At 34.1% G+C, this 20,353-nt stretch carries 21 protein-coding genes and 1 pseudogene; 12 read left to right on the top strand and 10 right to left on the bottom strand.

Features of this window, described 5'->3' with window-relative positions:
* Position 1 precedes the first annotated feature (1 nt).
* The 3 genes from MHH85_RS07700 to MHH85_RS07690 are packed head-to-tail and all read left to right on the top strand — an operon-like array spanning position 2 to position 1,389.
* The gene (locus MHH85_RS07700; RefSeq protein WP_193739912.1) at positions 2-331 is read left to right on the top strand and encodes a PadR family transcriptional regulator; all 330 of its coding nucleotides are present in this window, start codon (positions 2-4) and stop codon (positions 329-331) included.
* The gene (locus tag MHH85_RS07695) at positions 328-726 is read left to right on the top strand and encodes a permease prefix domain 1-containing protein (protein WP_193739913.1); all 399 of its coding nucleotides are present in this window, start codon (positions 328-330) and stop codon (positions 724-726) included. Before MHH85_RS07700 ends, MHH85_RS07695 begins: the two co-directional genes overlap by 4 nt.
* Positions 727-738: 12 nt before the next feature.
* A complete protein-coding gene (locus tag MHH85_RS07690) occupies positions 739-1,389 on the top strand; it encodes a hypothetical protein (RefSeq protein ID WP_340706542.1) in 651 nt (216 codons plus the stop codon).
* A gap of 83 nt (positions 1,390-1,472) precedes the next feature.
* On the opposite strand, the gene MHH85_RS07685 is transcribed toward MHH85_RS07690, so the two are convergent.
* Positions 1,473-2,027 (bottom strand): TetR/AcrR family transcriptional regulator, encoded by a 555-nt coding sequence (locus MHH85_RS07685; RefSeq protein WP_193739915.1) that lies wholly within the window; start codon positions 2,025-2,027, stop codon positions 1,473-1,475.
* Positions 2,028-2,193: 166 nt separating this feature from the next.
* Between MHH85_RS07685 and MHH85_RS07680 the strand changes: the two genes are divergently transcribed.
* The 3 genes and pseudogenes from MHH85_RS07680 to MHH85_RS07670 all read left to right on the top strand — a co-directional run.
* Positions 2,194-3,618 carry a DHA2 family efflux MFS transporter permease subunit gene (locus MHH85_RS07680; RefSeq protein ID WP_340706541.1) on the top strand — a complete coding sequence of 475 codons (1,425 nt, stop codon included), beginning with the start codon at positions 2,194-2,196 and terminating at the stop codon, positions 3,616-3,618.
* Positions 3,619-3,988: 370 nt separating this feature from the next.
* Entirely contained in the window at positions 3,989-4,774 is a 786-nt protein-coding gene (locus tag MHH85_RS07675; protein WP_193739917.1) for a formate/nitrite transporter family protein, read from the top strand.
* A gap of 346 nt (positions 4,775-5,120) precedes the next feature.
* A pseudogene (locus MHH85_RS07670) lies at positions 5,121-5,495 on the top strand (transposase); the annotation flags it as partial.
* Positions 5,496-5,622: 127 nt separating this feature from the next.
* On the opposite strand, the gene MHH85_RS07665 reads toward MHH85_RS07670, so the two are convergent.
* From MHH85_RS07665 to MHH85_RS07650, 4 genes are all read right to left on the bottom strand, one after another.
* Positions 5,623-6,363, bottom strand: a complete 741-nt coding sequence (locus MHH85_RS07665; protein WP_340706540.1) for a GntR family transcriptional regulator — start codon at positions 6,361-6,363, stop codon at positions 5,623-5,625.
* A 175-nt stretch (positions 6,364-6,538) separates the two neighbouring features.
* Positions 6,539-7,870 carry an MFS transporter gene (locus tag MHH85_RS07660; RefSeq protein WP_340706539.1) on the bottom strand — a complete coding sequence of 444 codons (1,332 nt, stop codon included), beginning with the start codon at positions 7,868-7,870 and terminating at the stop codon, positions 6,539-6,541.
* Between the two features lie 111 nt (positions 7,871-7,981).
* Positions 7,982-8,701 (bottom strand): purine-nucleoside phosphorylase, encoded by a 720-nt coding sequence (deoD, locus tag MHH85_RS07655; protein ID WP_053415712.1) that lies wholly within the window; start codon positions 8,699-8,701, stop codon positions 7,982-7,984.
* 416 nt (positions 8,702-9,117) lie between these two features.
* Entirely contained in the window at positions 9,118-10,332 is a 1,215-nt protein-coding gene (locus MHH85_RS07650) for an MFS transporter (protein WP_340706538.1), read from the bottom strand.
* A gap of 149 nt (positions 10,333-10,481) precedes the next feature.
* Here MHH85_RS07650 and MHH85_RS07645 point away from each other — a divergent pair, with 149 nt between their 5' ends.
* Together MHH85_RS07645 and MHH85_RS07640 are read left to right on the top strand one after the other, a co-directional pair.
* Positions 10,482-11,345 carry a LysR family transcriptional regulator gene (locus MHH85_RS07645; RefSeq protein WP_340706537.1) on the top strand — a complete coding sequence of 288 codons (864 nt, stop codon included), beginning with the start codon at positions 10,482-10,484 and terminating at the stop codon, positions 11,343-11,345.
* 74 nt (positions 11,346-11,419) lie between these two features.
* Positions 11,420-11,803, top strand: coding sequence for a hypothetical protein (locus tag MHH85_RS07640; RefSeq protein ID WP_340706536.1), 384 nt, complete (start codon positions 11,420-11,422; stop codon positions 11,801-11,803).
* Between the two features lie 395 nt (positions 11,804-12,198).
* Here the strand turns inward: MHH85_RS07640 and MHH85_RS07635 are convergent, their stop codons facing one another.
* Together MHH85_RS07635 and MHH85_RS07630 are read right to left on the bottom strand one after the other, a co-directional pair.
* On the bottom strand, positions 12,199-13,014 hold the full coding sequence (locus MHH85_RS07635; RefSeq protein ID WP_340706535.1) for an ABC transporter permease: 816 nt from the start codon (positions 13,012-13,014) through the stop codon (positions 12,199-12,201).
* Positions 13,011-14,039 (bottom strand): ATP-binding cassette domain-containing protein, encoded by a 1,029-nt coding sequence (locus tag MHH85_RS07630; protein WP_340706534.1) that lies wholly within the window; start codon positions 14,037-14,039, stop codon positions 13,011-13,013. The genes MHH85_RS07635 and MHH85_RS07630 overlap by 4 nt, the downstream gene beginning before the upstream one ends.
* Before the next feature lie 531 nt (positions 14,040-14,570).
* On the opposite strand from MHH85_RS07630, the gene MHH85_RS07625 reads away from it, so the two are divergent.
* Complete coding sequence (locus MHH85_RS07625; RefSeq protein WP_340706533.1) at positions 14,571-15,101, top strand: GNAT family N-acetyltransferase; 531 nt, start codon at positions 14,571-14,573, stop codon at positions 15,099-15,101.
* Between the two features lie 128 nt (positions 15,102-15,229).
* Here MHH85_RS07625 and MHH85_RS07620 read toward each other — a convergent pair whose 3' ends face one another.
* Positions 15,230-15,352 carry a hypothetical protein gene (locus MHH85_RS07620; protein WP_340706532.1) on the bottom strand — a complete coding sequence of 41 codons (123 nt, stop codon included), beginning with the start codon at positions 15,350-15,352 and terminating at the stop codon, positions 15,230-15,232.
* A 35-nt stretch (positions 15,353-15,387) separates the two neighbouring features.
* On the opposite strand from MHH85_RS07620, the gene MHH85_RS07615 reads away from it, so the two are divergent.
* Positions 15,388-16,608, top strand: coding sequence for a translocation protein TolB (locus MHH85_RS07615; protein WP_340706531.1), 1,221 nt, complete (start codon positions 15,388-15,390; stop codon positions 16,606-16,608).
* 250 nt (positions 16,609-16,858) lie between these two features.
* Here the strand turns inward: MHH85_RS07615 and MHH85_RS07610 are convergent, their stop codons facing one another.
* Positions 16,859-17,488, bottom strand: coding sequence for a hypothetical protein (locus tag MHH85_RS07610; protein WP_340706530.1), 630 nt, complete (start codon positions 17,486-17,488; stop codon positions 16,859-16,861).
* Between the two features lie 382 nt (positions 17,489-17,870).
* On the opposite strand from MHH85_RS07610, the gene MHH85_RS07605 reads away from it, so the two are divergent.
* Both MHH85_RS07605 and MHH85_RS07600 read left to right on the top strand, forming a co-directional pair.
* Entirely contained in the window at positions 17,871-18,533 is a 663-nt protein-coding gene (locus tag MHH85_RS07605) for a hypothetical protein (RefSeq protein ID WP_340706529.1), read from the top strand.
* A 271-nt stretch (positions 18,534-18,804) separates the two neighbouring features.
* Entirely contained in the window at positions 18,805-19,686 is an 882-nt protein-coding gene (locus MHH85_RS07600; protein ID WP_340706528.1) for a DMT family transporter, read from the top strand.
* A 68-nt stretch (positions 19,687-19,754) separates the two neighbouring features.
* On the opposite strand, the gene MHH85_RS07595 is transcribed toward MHH85_RS07600, so the two are convergent.
* Positions 19,755-20,315, bottom strand: a complete 561-nt coding sequence (locus MHH85_RS07595; RefSeq protein ID WP_340706527.1) for a GNAT family N-acetyltransferase — start codon at positions 20,313-20,315, stop codon at positions 19,755-19,757.
* Positions 20,316-20,353 lie beyond the last annotated feature (38 nt).

The following is a 20,353-nucleotide window of genomic DNA, read 5'->3' as shown; positions in this document are numbered from 1 at the left end:
TATGGTTAGAAGCGATATCATTCGTGGACACTTGGATTCAATTATTTTACGTCTGATTTTAGAGAAAGATCGATATGGTTACGAAATATCTCAGGAAATTAGTTTACGTACAGATAATCGTTTTCAAATTAAAGAAGCAACTTTATACGCCGTGTTTCAACGATTAGAGAAAAAAGAACTGATTGAAGCATATTATGGGGATGTCTCCCATGGAGGAAAAAGAAAGTATTACCGCATTACTTCATTAGGAAAAGCATATCTAAAAGAGCTTGTAAGCGAATGGACGGAAGTGAAGGAAATTATCAACTTGTTTATGGAGGGGTTAGAATGAAGAAATTGAAAAATCATATTGATGAGTTATTTAAAGACATTCCTAGCAATAAAGAAACAGAGATGGTTAAGCAAGAAATTATCGAGAATCTCGAAGAAAAAGTGTTTTATTTAATGGAGCATGGAAAAGCAGAAGAAGATGCAATTAATAAAGCCATAGTTGAATTTGGAGATATTGAAGAATTAAAAAAAGAATTAGGTGTGAAGCAGCCAGTTAAAAAAAACATGGCTAGATTAAATTTAGAGTTTTCCTTCTGGGGAAGCGGATTAATTATCGCCTTCTTTGTTTTTATCAACGTGTACTATACCCCAAATGTAATTTGGGCAATATATCCAATCTTTGCTATTTTATGGTGGCCACTATCAATGTATTTCGTATGGTCACGTAAGAAATGAGGTAAATAGAAAATGAAAAATTACATTAGCTTTGCCGCAGCTGGTAGTATCATGACTATTCTATTTTTAGGAATCACCAATTTTATAACATCGCCACACGATATCTGGTTTATATATCCTAGTTTACTTCTTATACTATGGCCTATTACCCTTTACTTCATATCTAAGAAAATGTATAAACAACATTCGATTTTCTGTAGTATTATGTTGATTTCCTTCCTTATGATTGAAAATTATTTATATTCACCAAATCATTTATGGTTTTTGTACGCTGTTTATCCAATTTTATGTTGGCCTATGCTTATATTTTTAGGAGAAAAAGCTAAATCTATAAAAACCGCACTTATATTCTGTGCAACTACAATCATCTATTATTCAATACTAAACATTACACTCTCACCACAATATCCTTGGGCTATCTACCCTGCTTTCTTAATAATGTGGTGGCCATTAGCTTTATACCATGCTAAGAAAAGAACCTTCGTAGCATTTTCTATATACGCAAGCATTTTAATTAGTATCTTTTTTATAGCAGTAAATGTTGTGTCTTCACCTGGAGCAATATGGGCTATTTACCCAATCTTCGTAGTGATGTGGTGGCCACTTAGTATGTACTTTTATGTCTATAAAAAGAGAATATACAAAGGTATTAATGAACATTAATTATTGAATTCCACAATCTGAATGCTTAAAGGCGCCATTTACTTGGCGCCTTTTTTTATATACTGTAAGTTGTTGTATATCACCTATAACGGTTTCTTTTTGTACAATGAGGTAATTTGTTTAGCAATGTATTCTGAACTATATTGAATTCCGTCCTTTATCCACCAATTAATAATTCCTAAAAGAGATGCTGCAATGATCTCCAGAGCTACAGTATTCTCTGTTGTAGCAATGTTTCTTTCACTACGTCGCATGTATATTACATTTTTCAAAAATTCAAATAAGCTGTTTTTGAACTCGGTGTGCTCTATAAATACAGCAAAAACTTTCCTATATTCATATATATAATCTAAAAAACCTAACAAATATTCTTGCTTATCCAAATTCTTAATTTGGAGTATTGGTTCAGTTTTCAACGACAGTTCGTCGAAGATTTCTTGTACAACTTGGCTTAACAAATCGTTAATATCTTCATAATGCAAATAAAATGTGGCACGATTGAGCTCCGCACGATTTGTAATTTTTTGTACAGTCAATTGGGAAACATCCTGATTTTCGGAAAGTAATGAAAATACTGCATCTTTCAACATCTTCTTAGAGCGTAATGCACGTGGATCTTGTTTTTTATGTATAGACATTTCATCCCTCTTTATCGATTATTATTTATTTTATCAACAGAAATTATAGTTTTGTTGTTTAGTCGACAAATTCATAAATATTGTAAATAGGCAACTTATTTTAATACTGTTATCATTTATTTTATCGACTATGTGTCAATTAAGCAATGAAAAGAGGATTTCATAAATGCTACAAACGAATAAAGAAATCAATAAAGGAATATTATTAACGGTTTTAATTCTAGGCTGTTTTTTATCTACATTGAATCAGACTTTATTAAATATTGCCTTAAGTAGTTTAATGGATATTTTTGATGTTTCGGCCACAACGATACAATGGCTTGCTACTGGCTTTATGCTAGTTAATGGGGTTCTAATACCAACAACTGCTTATTTAATGAAACGATTTACAACTCGTCAATTATTTTTGAGTGCAATGTTACTTTTATTAATTGGTTCCATCATCTGTGCTTTGGCACCAAGCTTTGGCGTACTATTAGCCGGACGTATGATTCAAGCTGCAGGTGCTGGGATTATAATGCCTCTAATGATGGGTGTCGTGCTAGTTATTTTCCCAGTTGAAAAACGTGGCAGTGTCATGGGACTACTAGGATTAGCGATAATTTTCGCGCCTGCCATTGCACCAACGTTATCAGGTTTTGTCATTGAATATTATTCTTGGCGTTGGTTATTTATTGGACTATCTGTGCTTGTAGTAATCGTTATTTTACTTGCTTTGAAATATTTAATGAATGTATCGGAAACATCTAAGGCTAAGCTTGATGTATTCAGTGTTATCTTATCAACCATAGGATTTGGATTGATTTTATATGGTTTTAGTAATGCTGGTAGTAAAGGTTGGAGTGATGTCGTTGTTATTCTTTCATTAGTATTAGGATTGATTATTACAGCTATTTTCTGTATTCGCCAATTCCATTCAGAAGATCCCCTGTTAAATTTAACTGTCTTTAAAAATAAAGTATTTACATCTACTTCTCTGATAAACGTGTTAATTACGATAATGATGTATGCGGATATGATTTTACTGCCAATTTATTTACAAAATGGCCGTGGTTTCACAGCATTTGATGCTGGCCTTTTATTATTACCAGGAGCTCTTGTGAATGCTTTTATGTCACCTGTTACAGGTAAATTATATGACCGATTTGGTGCAAAACCTTTGTTTATTGTTGGATTAATGTTTATTATCCCTTCCATGTGGGCCGTAACGGATTTAACAGAATCAACAACATATTTGTATTTAATGGTACGGACGATTTTCCTTCGCATCGGTTTGAGCTTTATTACAATGCCTTTGAATACTGCAGGGCTTAATGCTTTACCAAAAGAACTTGGAACTCATGGCTCAGCGGTCAATAATACCGTTCGCCAATTAGCTGGAGCAATCGGTACTGCGGTAGTGATTACGATTTATACAGCGCAGTCTGCAGACCATGCCCTTACAATTGTGCAGAAGGATTCGGGAGCTAGTTCAGAAATGATTCGAGCAGCTGCTTCCATTTTAGGCTCAAGTGATGCTTATTATTTCATGACAATTTTAGCTATTATAGCGCTTGTTTTCACCTTAGTTGTGCCCTTAAAAAATAAATAAAATGTTAAAAGCTACGATATTGTGACTTAGACACTTTACTATTCCTCAAAATACCCTGTTCATTTTTTTGAACAGGGTATTTGAGGTTCTATGGATAATTGAAAAAAACATCAATAAGTAATGCCACCGCTAAACATAAAAGCTATTCAAAGATCTCTCATTTCAATACTACCAATCGTTTCATTTCCAAATTATTCAAAAATAACAACGTCAGATCTTTTTCTTCTATTTAATTCTCCTTTGCAATAAACCTTCTTGCATAAAATCCAAGCTTAATTGTTAATAATAGTACTGCACATCAACTTCAACGCAAGGCACAGTAACGAGATTGGCTACATCCAATCTATTCTAAATAGTGTGGTGATTTTAATTGGAAAAAGAACCATTATCAAAGATAGAAGCATTGGCATTAAAACGATTATTTATTCATCGTCATAGTACTATCATCTACCTCTTAAGAGCAATCCTTGCAAGTTTGTTCATTGGATTTGGTGTAATTGTAGCGTTTAAAACAGGTAATTTCTTTTACCTAGAACATTCTCCATTTGCCTATCCGGTTGCAGCAATGACTTTTGGAGTAGCAATTATCATGATTTACTATGGTGGTGGCGACTTGTTCACTGGTGACACCTTTTACTATACATATGCTGCCTTACGCAAGCAGATGGTCTGGAAGGATGTAGGCAAGCTCTGGGTATATAGTTACGTTGGAAATATCATCGGCGCCATTCTATTTGCGCTCTTGATATATGCAACGGGACTTTTCGATGATCCTTCGGTAAATAGTTTTTTAGTTAGTGTTGCAAAGGGAAAGACATTAGTGCCAACATTTGAATTGTTCTTCCGTGGCGTTCTTTGTAACTGGCTTGTTTGTCTTGCCTTTTTCCTTCCTTATTCAGTTAAAGGTGATGGACCAAAAATAGCCATGATGATATTATTTGTTTTTTGTTTTTTTATTTCTGGATATGAACATAGCATTGCCAATCTAGTTACCTTTTCAATTTCAATTGCAACTCAACATCCAGATGCAGTTACCATAGCCGGAATTGTTCATAATATAATTCCTGTCACAATCGGAAATCTTATCGGAGGAACATTATTTATGGCCTCCATGTACTATTATGTAAACAAGCCATTTATGGATGATCCTGAATAAAAAATAAAGGATGGGACAAAACAACTAACCTCAAAAATGAATAGCCACGAAAATTTTACGATTAGTAAAATTTTCGTGGCTTTGTTTTTTAGTCTACTTCGTAGCCGTTGTTCTCCGCTACGGCGGACGCTTTCCACGGGCACAGCTCCAGCCTTCTCCCTCGCTTCGCTCAGTCCGGGTGCTTCCGCTCGTGCTGTTCCCGCAGGAGTCGCCGCCTTCGCTCCGAACAACTAATGAAACACTTCTATTTCAATTAAATCTATTCATAATTTCAGGCATAAAAAAGGACATCTTCTGATGAAATTTAAGTACCTCTACAAAAATTAACACAGAAAGAAGTGTCCATATGTTTAAAGATCATAACATGAATCAACTCATTTTACCGCTAGATTTAGAAGTGAAATTACAAGAAAATGATATCGCTTTTTCTATCCGCCATTTAGTCGAAAGTATTCCAAATGAAGCTTTCGCTCCTATCATCCATCCCATAGGTTGACCATCGTACCATCCACGTATGATTCTTAAACTGATTTTATGTGGTTACACACAATCTACTTTTTGTGGTCGTAAAATCGAAGACCTGACGAGAGTTAATATCCGCATGATATGGCTCGCACAAGCATATTAGCCAAGTTATCGGACAATCAATCGTTTTCGTATTCATCCCGATATGAAAGAACTGATTCGTCAGTGCTTTCTGCAATTCCGTTGCCAGTTAGTTATTGCATCATGCAATCTCGATTTTTTACGTGAACTGAAACTATTTATGTCTCAGCCTCATCTCATTTTTTTATCCATTTTACTACATGTTTACTATGGCTAACTTGACATCGGAACAAACATAAATTCTACTTCACAGCATTAATTCTTAAATGACTAAATTCTTTAGGTATATAGTATTTATTATAAACTAATGGATATTCCTCATGAATAAAAACACTCTCTAACAATAAATCACAGTCTTCTCCACCAACTACTTTATGTTTTTGTGATGTCGCATTAACAGAACTGGAACGCTTTATGTCAGTCGTTGAGCTATTTGCAAGCTCATAGATACGGGTTTCAAGCATTTCCAATAATTGATCATTATCTTGTAAATCTAAATTCAATTCTGCTACTGCTTCAATCGCCATAAAAGTAAAGGAATATGCTACAACTTCCCCTTCACTCTTATACCAACGCTCAAATGCAACAACAGCTGCAGATTTCCTATTTAATACTTGCTGTGTATATTCACTATCCAAATCAATTCTAAAACTCATCTCAACATCATCAATTTGTTTCGTATGAGTTTTATATATGGGATTTCCTATTTTCTCTAAGCCAATTTTCGGATTATTCTTTGCAATCTTTGTAATGTAGTTCCCTTTACCATGTACCCTTTTCACCAATCCATCATCTTGTAAAAGAGAAAGGGCCTGCCTTAATGTCATTCTACTGACTTTGAACATCTTTGCTAATTCGGGCTCGGCTGGCAATTTGCTTTCTGGCAAAAAAGTACCATTCATAATTAGCTTGTATAATTCATCATACACAGTAATATACAACGGTTTTTTTCTTTCTTGCATGTTTGCGATTTTGAATTCCATCTTCTCACACACCTATACTATTTTCAAATCATGGACCATCATCTAATTATTTCCTCTGATATGTATTATAACATTTATTTTAATCTTACTAAATCTTCTGATTCCTCAAATATATAGTAAAAAATGTGTCACAGTTTTTGCTGTGACACATTCACATGAAAGATTTATTTTCATTTTATTTCGCTAATTTATTTAATAACACCCAGTACAAAGCAAAAGCAGCAACTACAATAATTGAAAGGGTAATTAGGATAGTTGAAATTTCTGTTTTATCAAGCATTGCAGCAGTGTAAGCAATACCGATAGAACCAGATACGTTGATTGTTAAGTTGTAGAAACCAATTGCTGTTCCGGATTTCTCTTTAGGAATCGTGCTAAGACAAGTATCAAGTAAAGGTGCATACATTAACGCGAATGAACCAGAGAATACAATCATAGATAGTACATAGATAACAACAGTGCTTTCAGTAAATAATCCTGGAATGAATAGCGCAACTGCGATACCACCTAATGCCATCATCGTTGCTTGTTTACTGCTTAATACCCGCCCAATTTTACCTGAAAGGGAACCAACAATAACTGACGCCACATAACCTGGAATTAATAACAGTGAAATCATATCGAGCTTTAAATCATATATTCCCTCTAAAATGAATGGGAAGACGAAAATATAACCTAATTGTACTGAGTAAATAATAAATACAATTGGTAGCGTACGAATGAAGTGTTGGTTTTTGAAGAAAGAAGCATCAATTAAAGCTTTTGAGCTTTTATTGATATAAGTTAAGAATAGTATCAACGCTACCGCAAAACCGATTAGGTATACCCAGTTAAAGTCCGTAATATATAACATAACTGTTGTAGCAATTGCTGCAATTAAGAACAATCCAATTACGTCAACATTAACCTTCTTAGTTTCTTCCTTCGGTAACAACTTCAAGATGAATGGAAGGATAATGATTGATAATAAAGCAATTAAGAATAAAGTTGTCCAATGTAAGTAAGTAGAAATAAATCCACCTGTTAAAGAACCAACTAACATGGACATGGCATAACTAGCTGTACTTAATCCTAAGAACTTTTTTTGTTCCTCTTTAGGTAAGTGTTTTGTAACGTAAATAACATACAATGTTTCAGCAGATGCTAATCCAGCTGTTTGAATAATTCGTCCAAAAAGAATCATTGCAAAATTGTCTTTAAAAAGATAGCCAACTACCGAGCCCACAACGATGAAAATAATACCGGCACTTAAAAGCGTACGAATATTAATTGAGTCTGCTAACGAAGCGTAAACTACTGCCCCAATACCAATTACTAGACCAGCTAATGTTGCTTGCCAACTAACTGTAGTTGCTGAAATTCCAAGGTCTTTTGCGATGTCTATAGATACGAGTTTAAACGAGTTATCAATAATCAATGCAAAAAGGAAGAAAAACAGTATAACCGGTACGGCTTTTTTTGCATTAAAATTTTGAGTTTCTGGTGCATTTTTATTTATTGCTTCCATTTTAGCGCTCTCCTTCTAGAAATATTTAATAATTTTTTTGAAATGAAATAGTCTGTGGGGCTGAGGGAAATTAGACAACTTCCTTTCCCACAGACTTTATATATCTTTTAATTATTCAGCAAGTTCCAATGCGATTTCCATCATTTTAGTAAATGCTGTTTGTCTTTCTAATTGCGTAGTTTTTTCATGTTTAAAGATATGGTCACTTATTGTTAAGATACAAAGAGCATTTACACCTGCTTGTGCAGCATTCATGTAAAGTGCAGCAGACTCCATTTCTGCGCATAAAATGCCCATTTTACTCCATCTTTCCATTGCTGTTGGATCAGCATTGTAGAAGACATCACTAGCAAGAACATTACCAATGCGGACAGGATATCCTTTTTCATCAGCTACCTTCTTAGCTTTCTCAAGTAATTCATATGATGCAGTAATTGAATAATGTCCTGGTAGGTTAAATTGGTGTGCGTAATTTGAATCTGTCGCAGATCCCATTGCAAACACAATATCATATAAGTTTAGGTCATCTTGAATTGAACCCGCTGACCCAATACGAATTAAGTTTTTAACGCCGAAAATATTTATTAACTCCCATGAATAGATACCAATACTAGCAGTTCCCATACCTGTACCCATTACAGAGATTTTTTTTCCTTTAAAAGTACCTGTATATCCAAGCATGCCACGCACTTCATTGAACTGTACTACATCTTCTAAAAAATTATCTGCAATAAATTTAGCTCGTAATGGATCCCCTGGTAATAGGATTGTTTCAGCAATTTCTACTCCATTAGGTTTAATGTGTGGTGTTTCTTTGTGATTTGTACTCATTGATTAAGTCTCCTTTTAAATCAGTTTTAAAATAGGTTCTAAATTAAGGTGCTCTATTTCCTTGGAATTATTAATGCGTTTTCATTTCAAGGGATTTAATAGACAACTCATATATAATCGATTTAACTTGTACAATAAGTTGTCTAACTGGTACACAAATAAAATAACACAGGTTTATTTCTTTTTTCAATTCTATTTTTAAATTTTTTTAATAAAAATGAAAACCCTTTCACAATTTTGTCATAGATAAAATTAAAACCAACTTATTTATATATGTAGAAAAAAATTTATCAAAATTCACAAGCTAAACCGTTCAATGATATCCTACTGGAAAAAATTAAAAAGAGCATTCACAAAAAGGAATATTTTCGTGAATGCTCTACATTTTTCAAACTCATACTCTGCATATATAGAACTTACATTGAAAGTGTCTCACTCTGAATTTTATCGACTCTCAACTTTGTTCTATATAAATTTATCGCTCCTAGTGCCACAATGATTCCTACTATATAGAGCGCTAGTTGGTAGCTGTTCAATATAATTACAATTAAACCGAATAGAGATGGTGCAATGACGATAAACAATTGATTTAATGTTAAAGCTGAACTAACTGTTAAGCCTATATAACGGGGATCTGATTGCTCTGTGACACAAGCAATGAATAACGAATACCAACCTATTGCTACAAAGCCTAAAAGAAAACAAAACAGCAACATCACTAACTCTGCATGTATAACTAATGGCAATATTAGAGTAAGAACTACTGTAACAATCATCACAATGAATAACAATTTTTCTCTATTTTTCTCAAAGAATTGATCACTTACCCATGCAATGGCTACCCTACCTATCATCCCCCCTATTAAAATAAGACTCAAATATTCCCCTGCCTGAGTTAAAGAATAATTACCTTCTTTATGTAAATAACTCATGAAATGAGCGATAATAATCATCTGTAATGACATCATTACAATGCCCACAATATATATTGGATACAGCCCTTTATTATTTTTGATTGCATTCATTTTTTCTTTAAACGAAACCGATTTAGATGCAGTAGCCACACTTTCTTTTGGCTCATGGTACGCTACTAAGAAAAGTAATCCTCCAGCAATCGCCATAATTCCTTGTACAATATGTACTGCAGACAATTCGTAATGATAATAAGTATACGTTAGTAAGACAGATGCTAAAGCTCCTCCGATTGGTATACCAGTTTGTCTAATCCCTAGAGCTAATCCTCTATGTTTGTCTGGAAACCATTTTACAATAGCCGTGCTTCCTCCAGTTTGAGCACTTCCGTACCAGATTCCAACTAGTACTAATAACAGCAACAAAATAATATAATTATTAACGAAAACGAGTGTTAATACTGATAGCCCTAATAAGATAGACCCCCATCCAATGATTTGTTTTTCCCCTTTCTTATCCATCCAATACCCAAAAATAATCATCGAAAAAATAGGTCCTATATTCACAGCTGAAACGATAAATCCTGTTTGTAGCGCTGATAAATCCCATTCAATTTGATAAAATGCTGCGATTGGTCCCATACCATAGGTCACAAAAGTTGCTGCCGTTTGGGATAGTGTCGCAACTAGTACGATTAACCATTTAGTATAACTATTCATAATAGGTACCTCCAAAATCTTTTTATTACACCAATGTATTTGTTCGGTATAATGAGTTAACTAGAGTTTACGCTGTATACTACGACGCGTAAAATGAAGATAAATGATAGGCGCTATCAAAAATTTTAATAGGGTGTGTGACAAATAATATGAACATCGAAGAAATTGCATTAAAAATAGAAATATTAGAACGTCAAAATTTAAGTAAATCCGCCGAAATGACCAACTATACACAGTCTGCGCTTACTTCTAAAGTAAAAAAGATGGAGTCAGAAATCGGACAGCCTGTTTTTAAACGTACACCCCAAGGACTAAAAATCACCAACGTAGGCATCCAGTATAAAAACTACCTGCAACTCATTACACAAGAATACGAAGGATTTTTAAACTCCGTTGGTACTGATCAAGTGAAAACAAAAGTGAACTTTGGCGCATCACATACAACAATTAAGATTTATGGAGCCTCTATTGTTAATGCTTTAAATACAAATAACATTCCACTTGATGTAGATTTCACAGTAGAATCTAGTAATTCTATAAATGAAAAAATACACAACTCCGAAATGGACTGTGCACTTACTAGTAATCCGATTAAACAATACCCTGATTTAGCCTATGACATCATTGCTACTGAAACATTCGAGGTCATTTCAAACGATTCTCATATTGTTAATTTTGATGAGCGTACACCTGTTACACTGCTAGTATTAAGTAAAGGTTGTATGTACACGCGAGCTATGGTGGAATTTCTATCGGAAAATCAAATTCCATATAATATAAAAGAAATTAAATCAGTCAGCAGCATCCAAGATTTCCTACATATTGATCAATCCATCGCTGTGCTAAATACGAAGCTAATTGACTTATATAACTATACAAACATTCACCGCTACAATTTACAGCTAAACAATGAGATTAACACTGTATATATCTATAAAAAGAATGAAAGTACGCAGAAGAGTATTTTACAATTAAAAAATGTCATAAAATCGATTATTGAAGAACCCTTATGATCGTCTATTACGTCTAATTATTTACAACCTATTTATTAACTTTTCACGAAAATTTTTACAAAGGAGCAAATGCTATGAATTCAAATCGATTTTTACTTTTAATTGCTATTTCCCTTTTATGGTTAGTTGGTTGTTCGGATCAAGATATTAAAGTACATACAACCGAAAAACCTGATGCAGCAGAAATACTAGAGTTAGATTCAAATGCTGATATATTTCAATGGGGAGATTCTATTTATCAAACAGGAATTGATTGGGTAGATGAATTGAAGTTAGTAGAGAAAGAGCATATCGGAGAAATTGAGTTTAAAGCATCTAAACCGGAAGATTTCAAAAATGGTGCGGCGAATAAACTACCAATAGGTGCTGAAATTTATTCTGTAAAAGATCGCGATGACATACTTATTGTGAAGTTTGAGAATGAAGTAAAACAGTATTTAGCTTCTTCAGAAGGTTAATAAAACAAATAAAAGTGTGTTTTGAAAAAATAATTCAAAACACACTTTTTTCTATTCAAAATTGAACTTTTTGATATAGATTATTAGAAGGAGTGAATAATGCCTACTAGCGTTAATTCTTTCCTGAATAACGCTATTTCTCTTCTGAGTAGCGCTAATCATATCTCCAGTAGCGCTATTTCTCTTCTGAGTAGCGCTAATCACACCTCCAGTAACGCTATTTCTCTTCTGAGTAGCGCTAATCATCCCCAGTAGCGCTATTTCTCTTCTGAGTAGCGCTAATCACATCTCCAGTAGCGCTATTTCTCTTCTGAGTAGCGCTAATCATCCCCAGTAGCGCTACTCTATAATCCCGCTACGAATACCCCTTAACCAACCCATCATCTATTCATATCTTATGTCCGACGCATATATGCACGGACTGTAATTGGTGCAAAGATTGCCACAATGACAGCTGCTCCTATTAGGGAAGATATTAGGTCCCAACCTACTGTGCCAGCGTTTGCAAGATCTCGAACAGCGGTAACTAAATGCGAGATCGGGTTAATTTTCACAAACCATTGTAGCCAGTTAGGCAATGTATCCGCGGGCACAAAAGCGTTTGAAAGAAACGTTAGAGGAAATAGCACGATCATTGAGATACCCTGTACGCTTGAAGCAGTTCGTGCAATAACACCGAAGAAGGCAAAGATCCAGCTAATTGCCCAGGCACAAACAATGACTAAAAGCGCAGCTAAAACAACGTGACTTAGCCCTCCCTCTGGTCGATACCCCATGATATAACCCATTGTAAAAGTGAGTACCGTTGCAATTGTATAGCGGATTGTGTCAGCCAACAAGGCTCCCGCCAATGGTGCAATTCGCGCGATAGGTAGTGACTTGAATCTATCAAAAACGCCCTTATCCATATCCTCCCGTAGTTGCACACCCGTAACGATTGAAGTTGTAATTACTGTCTGTACTAGAATACCTGGAATAATAACAGGCAAGTAGTTTTGAACGTTCCCCGAGATAGCTCCTCCAAAAATGTAAGTGAACATCAGAGTAAAAATGATCGGTTGGAGCGTAACGTCAAACAACTGCTCTGGCGTACGTCGAATCTTCAATACACCACGATAAGCCATTGTTAACGAATTACTTATTGATTGTTTAAAGCTCGTTTTTTTTCGTAGTTGCCGTCCTGCAACCTGCTTTATAGAAGAACTTCTCATATTCTTCCCTCCTCCACTTTATCGGATTCATTGGATGACTTAGAAGCAGCATCCTCAGCACCATGACCGGTGATGGTCAAAAAGACCTCGTCTAGTGTTGGTTTCTGTACACTCATCTCATCTAGTCTGATTCCTTTTTGACGAAGAGAAATTAGTAGATCTGTGACTTTGTCAGCATCCGTCATTGGGGCCATTATCTTCCCGACTTCCGAAGAAATTGATGTCTGAACTTTAAGCACTTGTTCAATGGTTTGACGAGCGTCCTGTATGTCCCTCGGATTTTGAATGCTCAAATGTAATGATGAAGTTCCAACTGAAGCTTTTAGTTCATTAACTGTCCCCTCTGCTACAACTCGGCCATGATCAATAACAGCAATACGATCTGCTAGTTCATCTGCTTCTTGCAAATACTGCGTTGTTAACAGTACAGTTGAACCAGTTTTTACTAATCGACGAATAGTATCCCACATCTGGTTTCGTGTTCGGGGGTCTAACCCTGTAGTCGGTTCATCCAAGAAAATCAGTGGTGGTTGAGCAATTAGACTTGCCGCTAAATCCAGTCTTCGACGCATACCTCCAGAGAAGTTTTTCAACGGACGTTTCGCGGCTTCAGTTAAACCAAATTCCTCCAACAATTCCGCTGCCTTATTTCGAGACTCCGCACGACTCAGCCCTAATAATCTTGAGAATATAATTAGATTCTCCGTAGCGCTGAGTGACTCATCTACTGAAGCATATTGACCAGTTACCCCTATCAATTGACGTACGATATGTGGATCCTTCGCTACATCGTACCCGAAAATGCGTGTCGAACCTTCGTCAGCTTTCAAAAGAGTCGCCAACATTCTGATTGTGGTAGTCTTCCCTGCCCCATTTGGTCCAAGTACACCGTAGATAGTACCGGCACGGACGTTCAGATTTACACCATCAACTGCACGATTGTCACCAAAATTTTTGACTAGCCCTCGTGCTTCAATAGCCCATTCACTATTTGCCGTTGCTTCCTTTTTATTTTGAAAACTCATTGTAATTCCTCCTTCTTCGCATTACCATAACTTTCGTTTTGCATTTTTCCGAAGAACTTAAGTAGTAGAATACCTTCCTAATTAGGGATGATTTTGCATGTTACTCCATCTCACACCAAGAAGTTCTCCTGCAGATTTCTTTCTCAAAATGTTCATAAACGGATAATACATCATGTTCATGAACTGAAGATGAACTGAAGAAGAATAACGAATATCATGATGTTTTAAAGGATTCGATCATTTGAATAATATGAATATGTACGAAAAAAGTATAAGTGAGGATAATTATTTTAATCTCTCATATCCATCGTCAAACTAGTATAAATTAATTAAAAGACACTCCTACGGTTCAAATTAAAATTTCTAAATAATGAAACAATAAACTAAAGTTGAACGATTTTAGAAGATTTGCTAATCTGTTATTGACTAAGAAGAAAATTATCGGAATTTCCAATAAGTAGTCTTATTGAATTTTAATAAACAAAACCAATCTTTTGATTTTATCTAAATAGAAAGAAGTTGATAGTTATCATGAACGTTCGTTTGAAAAATGGAAATGAAGTAACGATAAAAGAAGCTACAAAAAATGATGCGCAGCAAATGATTAATTTCTACAATGTGGTAGGTGGAGAAACGGATTTTCTTTCATTCGGAAAAAATGAATTTAATAGAGATGTGGAGGAGTATACAAAGTTTATAGATTCTACATCGCTGGAACAAAACTCTATAATATTAATAGCAACTTTAAAAGATGAAATAATAGGCATAGCATCTATTAATTCTAGCCAAAAAGATAGAACGAAACATGTAGGAACATTAGGAATTGTTGTGAGTGAACAGTTGGTTGGGCAAGGCTTAGGTAGAAAATTGATGGAAGAACTGATTAATTGGGCAACTTCAAATGGGGTAACTAAAAAAATTAGTCTTGTAACGAGAGAAGATAATACTTTCGCCATTGAATTATACGAAAAGCTCGGTTTTGAAAAAGAAGGACTCCTAAAAAAAGACAATTTCATTAATGGCGTTTACTACAATACATTAGTGATGGGATTATTTATTTAGATTTTGCGCATATATCTTCAAGGACGCCCCGTGTTCCATAAACTATAAAAGCAGAACTAAAGATTATCTTTTAGTTCTGCTTCTATTTTGCATATAGCGGATTTTAATTCATTTATAAGTTTATTGTTTTAGCACATCGATATGAATAGCTCTAGAAAAAAGGCAATACCAATTAGAGTAACATTTACGACGAGAATTACTCGTCGAACGATACCAGATACTGTTATGTTTGATAATCGAATTTTTGTCATTAACAAGGACATCCTATTTAGAGGAGGTGCAATTAATGGCAATTAGACTTTTATTATTAATATTATTAATTAGTTTTAATTTTTCTATAAGTGTTTCCGCTGAAACATCATTTAAAGCTGCCTTTATACGAAATCATCAGCTCTGGATGAAAGAGGGAGAAAAAGAAACCCGACTAACAAACAATAAGTATGTTTACTCTCCTAAGTGGTCAAAAGATGGTCGGTTTATTGCCTACGTAGTTGGTGATAAAGATGGTGATAAAACATATTTGTATATTTATGATACAAAGGAAAAGGACAGCTACCAGCCATATCCAACAATTGAATCAAACAATTTTAAATGGTCACCAATTTCAAATCAACTAGCTTTCAAAGATGGAGGCGTCTTAAATGTTACAAAAACTAAGAATGGCCGGCCACAAGATTTTGATAATGTTTCATTAGGAGTTAGTGATTTTGAATGGTTTCCAAATGGAAAAGAGTTTATCGTTTCATCTCAATCAAATTTACTTCCTACAGGATGGGAACCAGTTCATCTTTTTAAAGTCCCCGTAAATGCCAATCTCAATACTAATAAAATTACTCCTTTTTACACCATTCAAACAAATACAACGGACTTATTTGCTATTGATGCCGAATATTTTAAATGGAGTGCCGACGGGAAGTGGGTTAGTTTTTTAGCAACAGCCACTGCTTCATGGTCTGCTGATAGCAATACACTAAGTGTACTATCATCAGCAGGTGACCATTTTCAAGTGCTAGGAAAGATGCTTATAAATGAAAACTGGATAAAATGGGCTCCTATAAAAAGTCAAATAGCTTTCATATCTGGTGAAGGAAGATTTTACGTTGAAAACAAGAATACAACCGTTATTGACATTCCTACCTTTTACAAACGAAAGGAATACACACCTAAAGGATATGTTGACCTTGATTTGGAATGGCTTTCTCCAGATGAAGTGATTGTTGCTCGTTCAAAAGAAAACAAGGAGTGGAATGAGGGACCAGTTCCCACCATGTATACAACTCTATACGTTATTAATTTGAAATCAGGAGAACAAAAGCAAATTACTTTCCCTAAGAAAAATGAATTAGATATTTCACCACAAGTTGTTGGAACAAATATCACTTGGTATCGAATGAATGAGAATAAAAATCTGGGAGATGTATGGGTAAAAGACTGGCGAAGTGGTCAAGAATATCGGTGGTTAAAAAATGTCGATTCTGCACCGACTTTTTTCATTAAAACTAATTAAAACATAATCACTATATTGCTTTATTTTTTTGATTATTTCTATTCAAAAGAATAATGTACACTACTAAAATTACGTAGTAGTGTACATTATTTCAATGGAAGTTTAGGTCCTTCTAAAAACCAACAGATCTATTTTCTTGAAAAATCGACATTATGAATGCTTTTATTAATAAACTTTTCAATTGCAACTATGAGCAATCAGGCTCCGCAGACTGTAATGAATTACCGGCTTATATTATTCCAGTGTCTTATTAAAGATAATAAAGATATTCCAACACATATTTACCATTTTTTAATTGAGTAAAACTAAATTTTATTGCGATAGACCCAAAAGCATCAAATTCTTTTGGTCGATATTGATAAGTAAATGTAGCAAATCCCTTTCCTTTATAAGTATCATAAACTTCTACCTTGGAAGTTGAGACTTTGTTTAGAGCTTTAGAATAAGTAGATAATATTTTCTTGGAATTGACTTTTCGCATGCCTTTTATTTTTCTACTATAATTGTCATTAGTATATTTGTGACCAAGGAAAAAGTCGTTTTTTCCGTGCTCAACTACATGTTTATTAACATACGAATTGAAAGATGTAGTTTTCCCCGTATTAAGAGAATTACCGTAGATTTTTATAAGTTTTGCAGCTTCTGGTTTTAATTCACTTGTTACCTTTTTCATGCTGAATTTCTTAGGGTAGGTTAGTACTCCTTTTTTCGAAACCGTCGCAGCTACTTGAGTAACAGCTGCAGATTTAGTTATTTGCTGTGTTTTATTTGTTGCAGCTTGAGTTTCTGCTCCGACTCCCATCGAACTTAACATAAGGGTACCGGCTACGATCATTGACATGACCATACCTTTTTTTAGTTTACTTCCACTTTTTTTCATAAAATCCCCACTTCCTTCATTTTTAAGACAGATATTTATTTTCTATAAATATCCACATTCACAAATCTTAACATAAAGGAGCCATTTTTTAGTACGTTTAATAATAAAACAGGTTAAAATTCCCATAAATTTAAATATAATAGTTAAATTGATTCATCTCACTTATTTGTAAAATAAGATATATTATGTCCTAACACCTAAATTTGATATTTCACAATAGACAAAAATGACTTTTCCCTGTAATTATATATTTCTTTTTTTATTCCGAGTAATTTTGTTTTCATTATTTATTCTCAATAGAACATACTATATTGGATTTAAAAACTTTTGGCACTAGTAACGAAAAAGAGACATTTAAAATTTGTGGAAGGAGATATTAATTTTGAATAAAACTATAACCTCAATTGGCATTATCTTATGTTTACTATCTGGTAGAGCTTGGTCACACCATGAAGATCCAAATACTAAGATCGCATTTGCCATGGAATCTGAGCCAAATCCTGAAAAAATTTTAAATGATAACTTCAGCATTTTATTACAAAAATTAAGCCCCAAACTAAAGGAACAAAATTTCAAAATAACAACCCTCGGTTTTGATTCCAAAGAAAATAAAATTTCTATAGGAGTAAATGCTAGCCAGCAGTATATTAACAAAACTAAAAAAAGTATTAAGAAAATCGTTCATGAATCATCACAACAAATATTGTTTAAAAATTATTCAATCGATGTTTATAAGCTGATCTTAGATTCACCAGATCCACATAAATTGGCATTAGAAAGAAATGATACACTAACTACGACATTTCAAGAAGACCTTAAAGCTAAGGAATATATTGAAATTGAAAGTATACGTATTAGAGATAAAGATACTAAGCTACTTGTAGAAATAAACACCTCTATACAAAGAACCAATTTATTGAATATTAATCGAGGAGAAGAAATAGAATTAGAAATCAAGAAGTCATTAACAAATTCATTTTATAAAGATGAACTCAAAAGACTAGAGGTTTTTGTTTATAATAATAAACATGTAAAAATAAACTAAAATAAGGTGACCCAGTGTATGAATATCATGGGTCACCTTTTTTGATTAGTTATACTTTAATTCAAAATTATCCTGAAGTTGTTTTATGTATAGTATTTGCAAGTAATTCAAGAACGCTTAACGATGAAATCACTGTGCTTTCCCTTCTTTTGAACTTATATAATAAAATACCAAAAAAAAGTACTTTATAAGTATAATATTCTCTCTAATATGATGTACAATATATTAGGCTTTGTTCAAGATTTTAAACAACTAGACAGGAGTAAACATCATGCGATCCTCACTTTTTTCATACCTAGCGCTCTTCTTTGCTGTATTTGCGCTATCAACTTCTGCTATTTTTGTAAAAATAGCAGATGCCCCACCAGCTATTACTGCATTTTATCGCTTATTGTTTGCGATGCTCATATTGTTACCTTTTTTAATCGGGAATAAGAGTTACCGATTAGAACTTGTTGGTTTAACTAAAAAGCAATGGGGGTTAGGGATACTTTCTGGCCTATTTTTAGCCTTTCATTATGTTTTATGGTTTGAATCTTTAGAATACACATCTGTTGCTAGTTCGACAGTAATCGTAACGTTACAACCTCTATTTTCTATGGTTGGAGGTTATTTTCTATTTAAAGAACGCTTTTCTAAAGGCGCTATCATTGGCTGCTTTGTAGCGATTTTAGGTAGTGTGATTATCGGTTGGCAGGACTTACAAATAAGCGGCGACGCACTATACGGAGATATTTTAGCCTTTATCGCAGCAGGTATTATTACAGGCTATTTCTTTATTGGACAATCTGTTCGGAAAGAGTTATCTCTTATTCCGTATTCAGTTATAGGTTATGGGAGTAGCGCAATCTTTTTGGCCATCTATGCACTTTGTCTGAATGAATCATTTACTAACTACTCTTCAACTACATGGTGGGCTTTATTAGGTCTAGCATTTGTGGCTACAATTTTAGGACAGACGATTTTCAATTGGCTGATCAAATGGATTAGCACTTCTGTTATCTCAATGAGTATTTTAGGAGAAACGATTGGTACTTGTATTCTTGCTTACTTCATTTTGGGAGAAGTCATATCCATTGAGCAAGCAGTAGGTATTATCGTTATCTTAATTGGTTTAGCTATATTTCTAGTCCAGCAAAGAAAGACAAATTAAACGAAAAAACAACGGCTAATATATCTGCCGTTGTTTTTTTTGTTCACTTTGTTATGAGTATTGATTTTTCAATAACTACGATTTTTATAATAGATTAGAAAGTCCGTCCATTTGTCATCCTCATAAGAAAACTCTTTTCTCTCGCATTCAAAGAGATACCCTGCTCTTTCCGCCAATTTTTTGGAAGGATTGTTATCTATATTAATATGTAATTCAATTCTATGGAAATCTAAAGTCGAGAAAAACAATTCAGTTGAAGCCTTGACACTTTCTATTCCGTACCCCTTTTTCCAAAACTGATTATGAATAGAATAACCCATCATCGCCCATTGATAATCCATCCTCAGTATCGTTATTAGCTCCACTTTCCCAACATTCACGCCATCTTCTTTACGGAAAATCCCGAGGATATACATTTCATCCTTCATTGCTGATTGATCAAATCCATTTATCCAGTCGATATACCAATCTTCAGTAAAAGTAGACATATTTAACGGTTTACCATCATCATATTTGTATTGCGAAGGCAATCGATTATCAAACTGTGTATACCAATTGAGATAATCCTCTTTTTTATAAGGACGTAAAATCAATCTTTCAGTCTCTATTTGTAAATTTGAAATATCCATATTCCTACCCCCTATGTTATTTCATCATTGAACTTTTT

The organism is Viridibacillus sp. FSL E2-0187 (assembly GCF_038006425.1).
Taxonomy (GTDB): Bacteria; Bacillota; Bacilli; order Bacillales_A; family Planococcaceae; genus Viridibacillus; species Viridibacillus arvi.
This window is presented reverse-complemented; position numbering and strand designations above follow the sequence as displayed.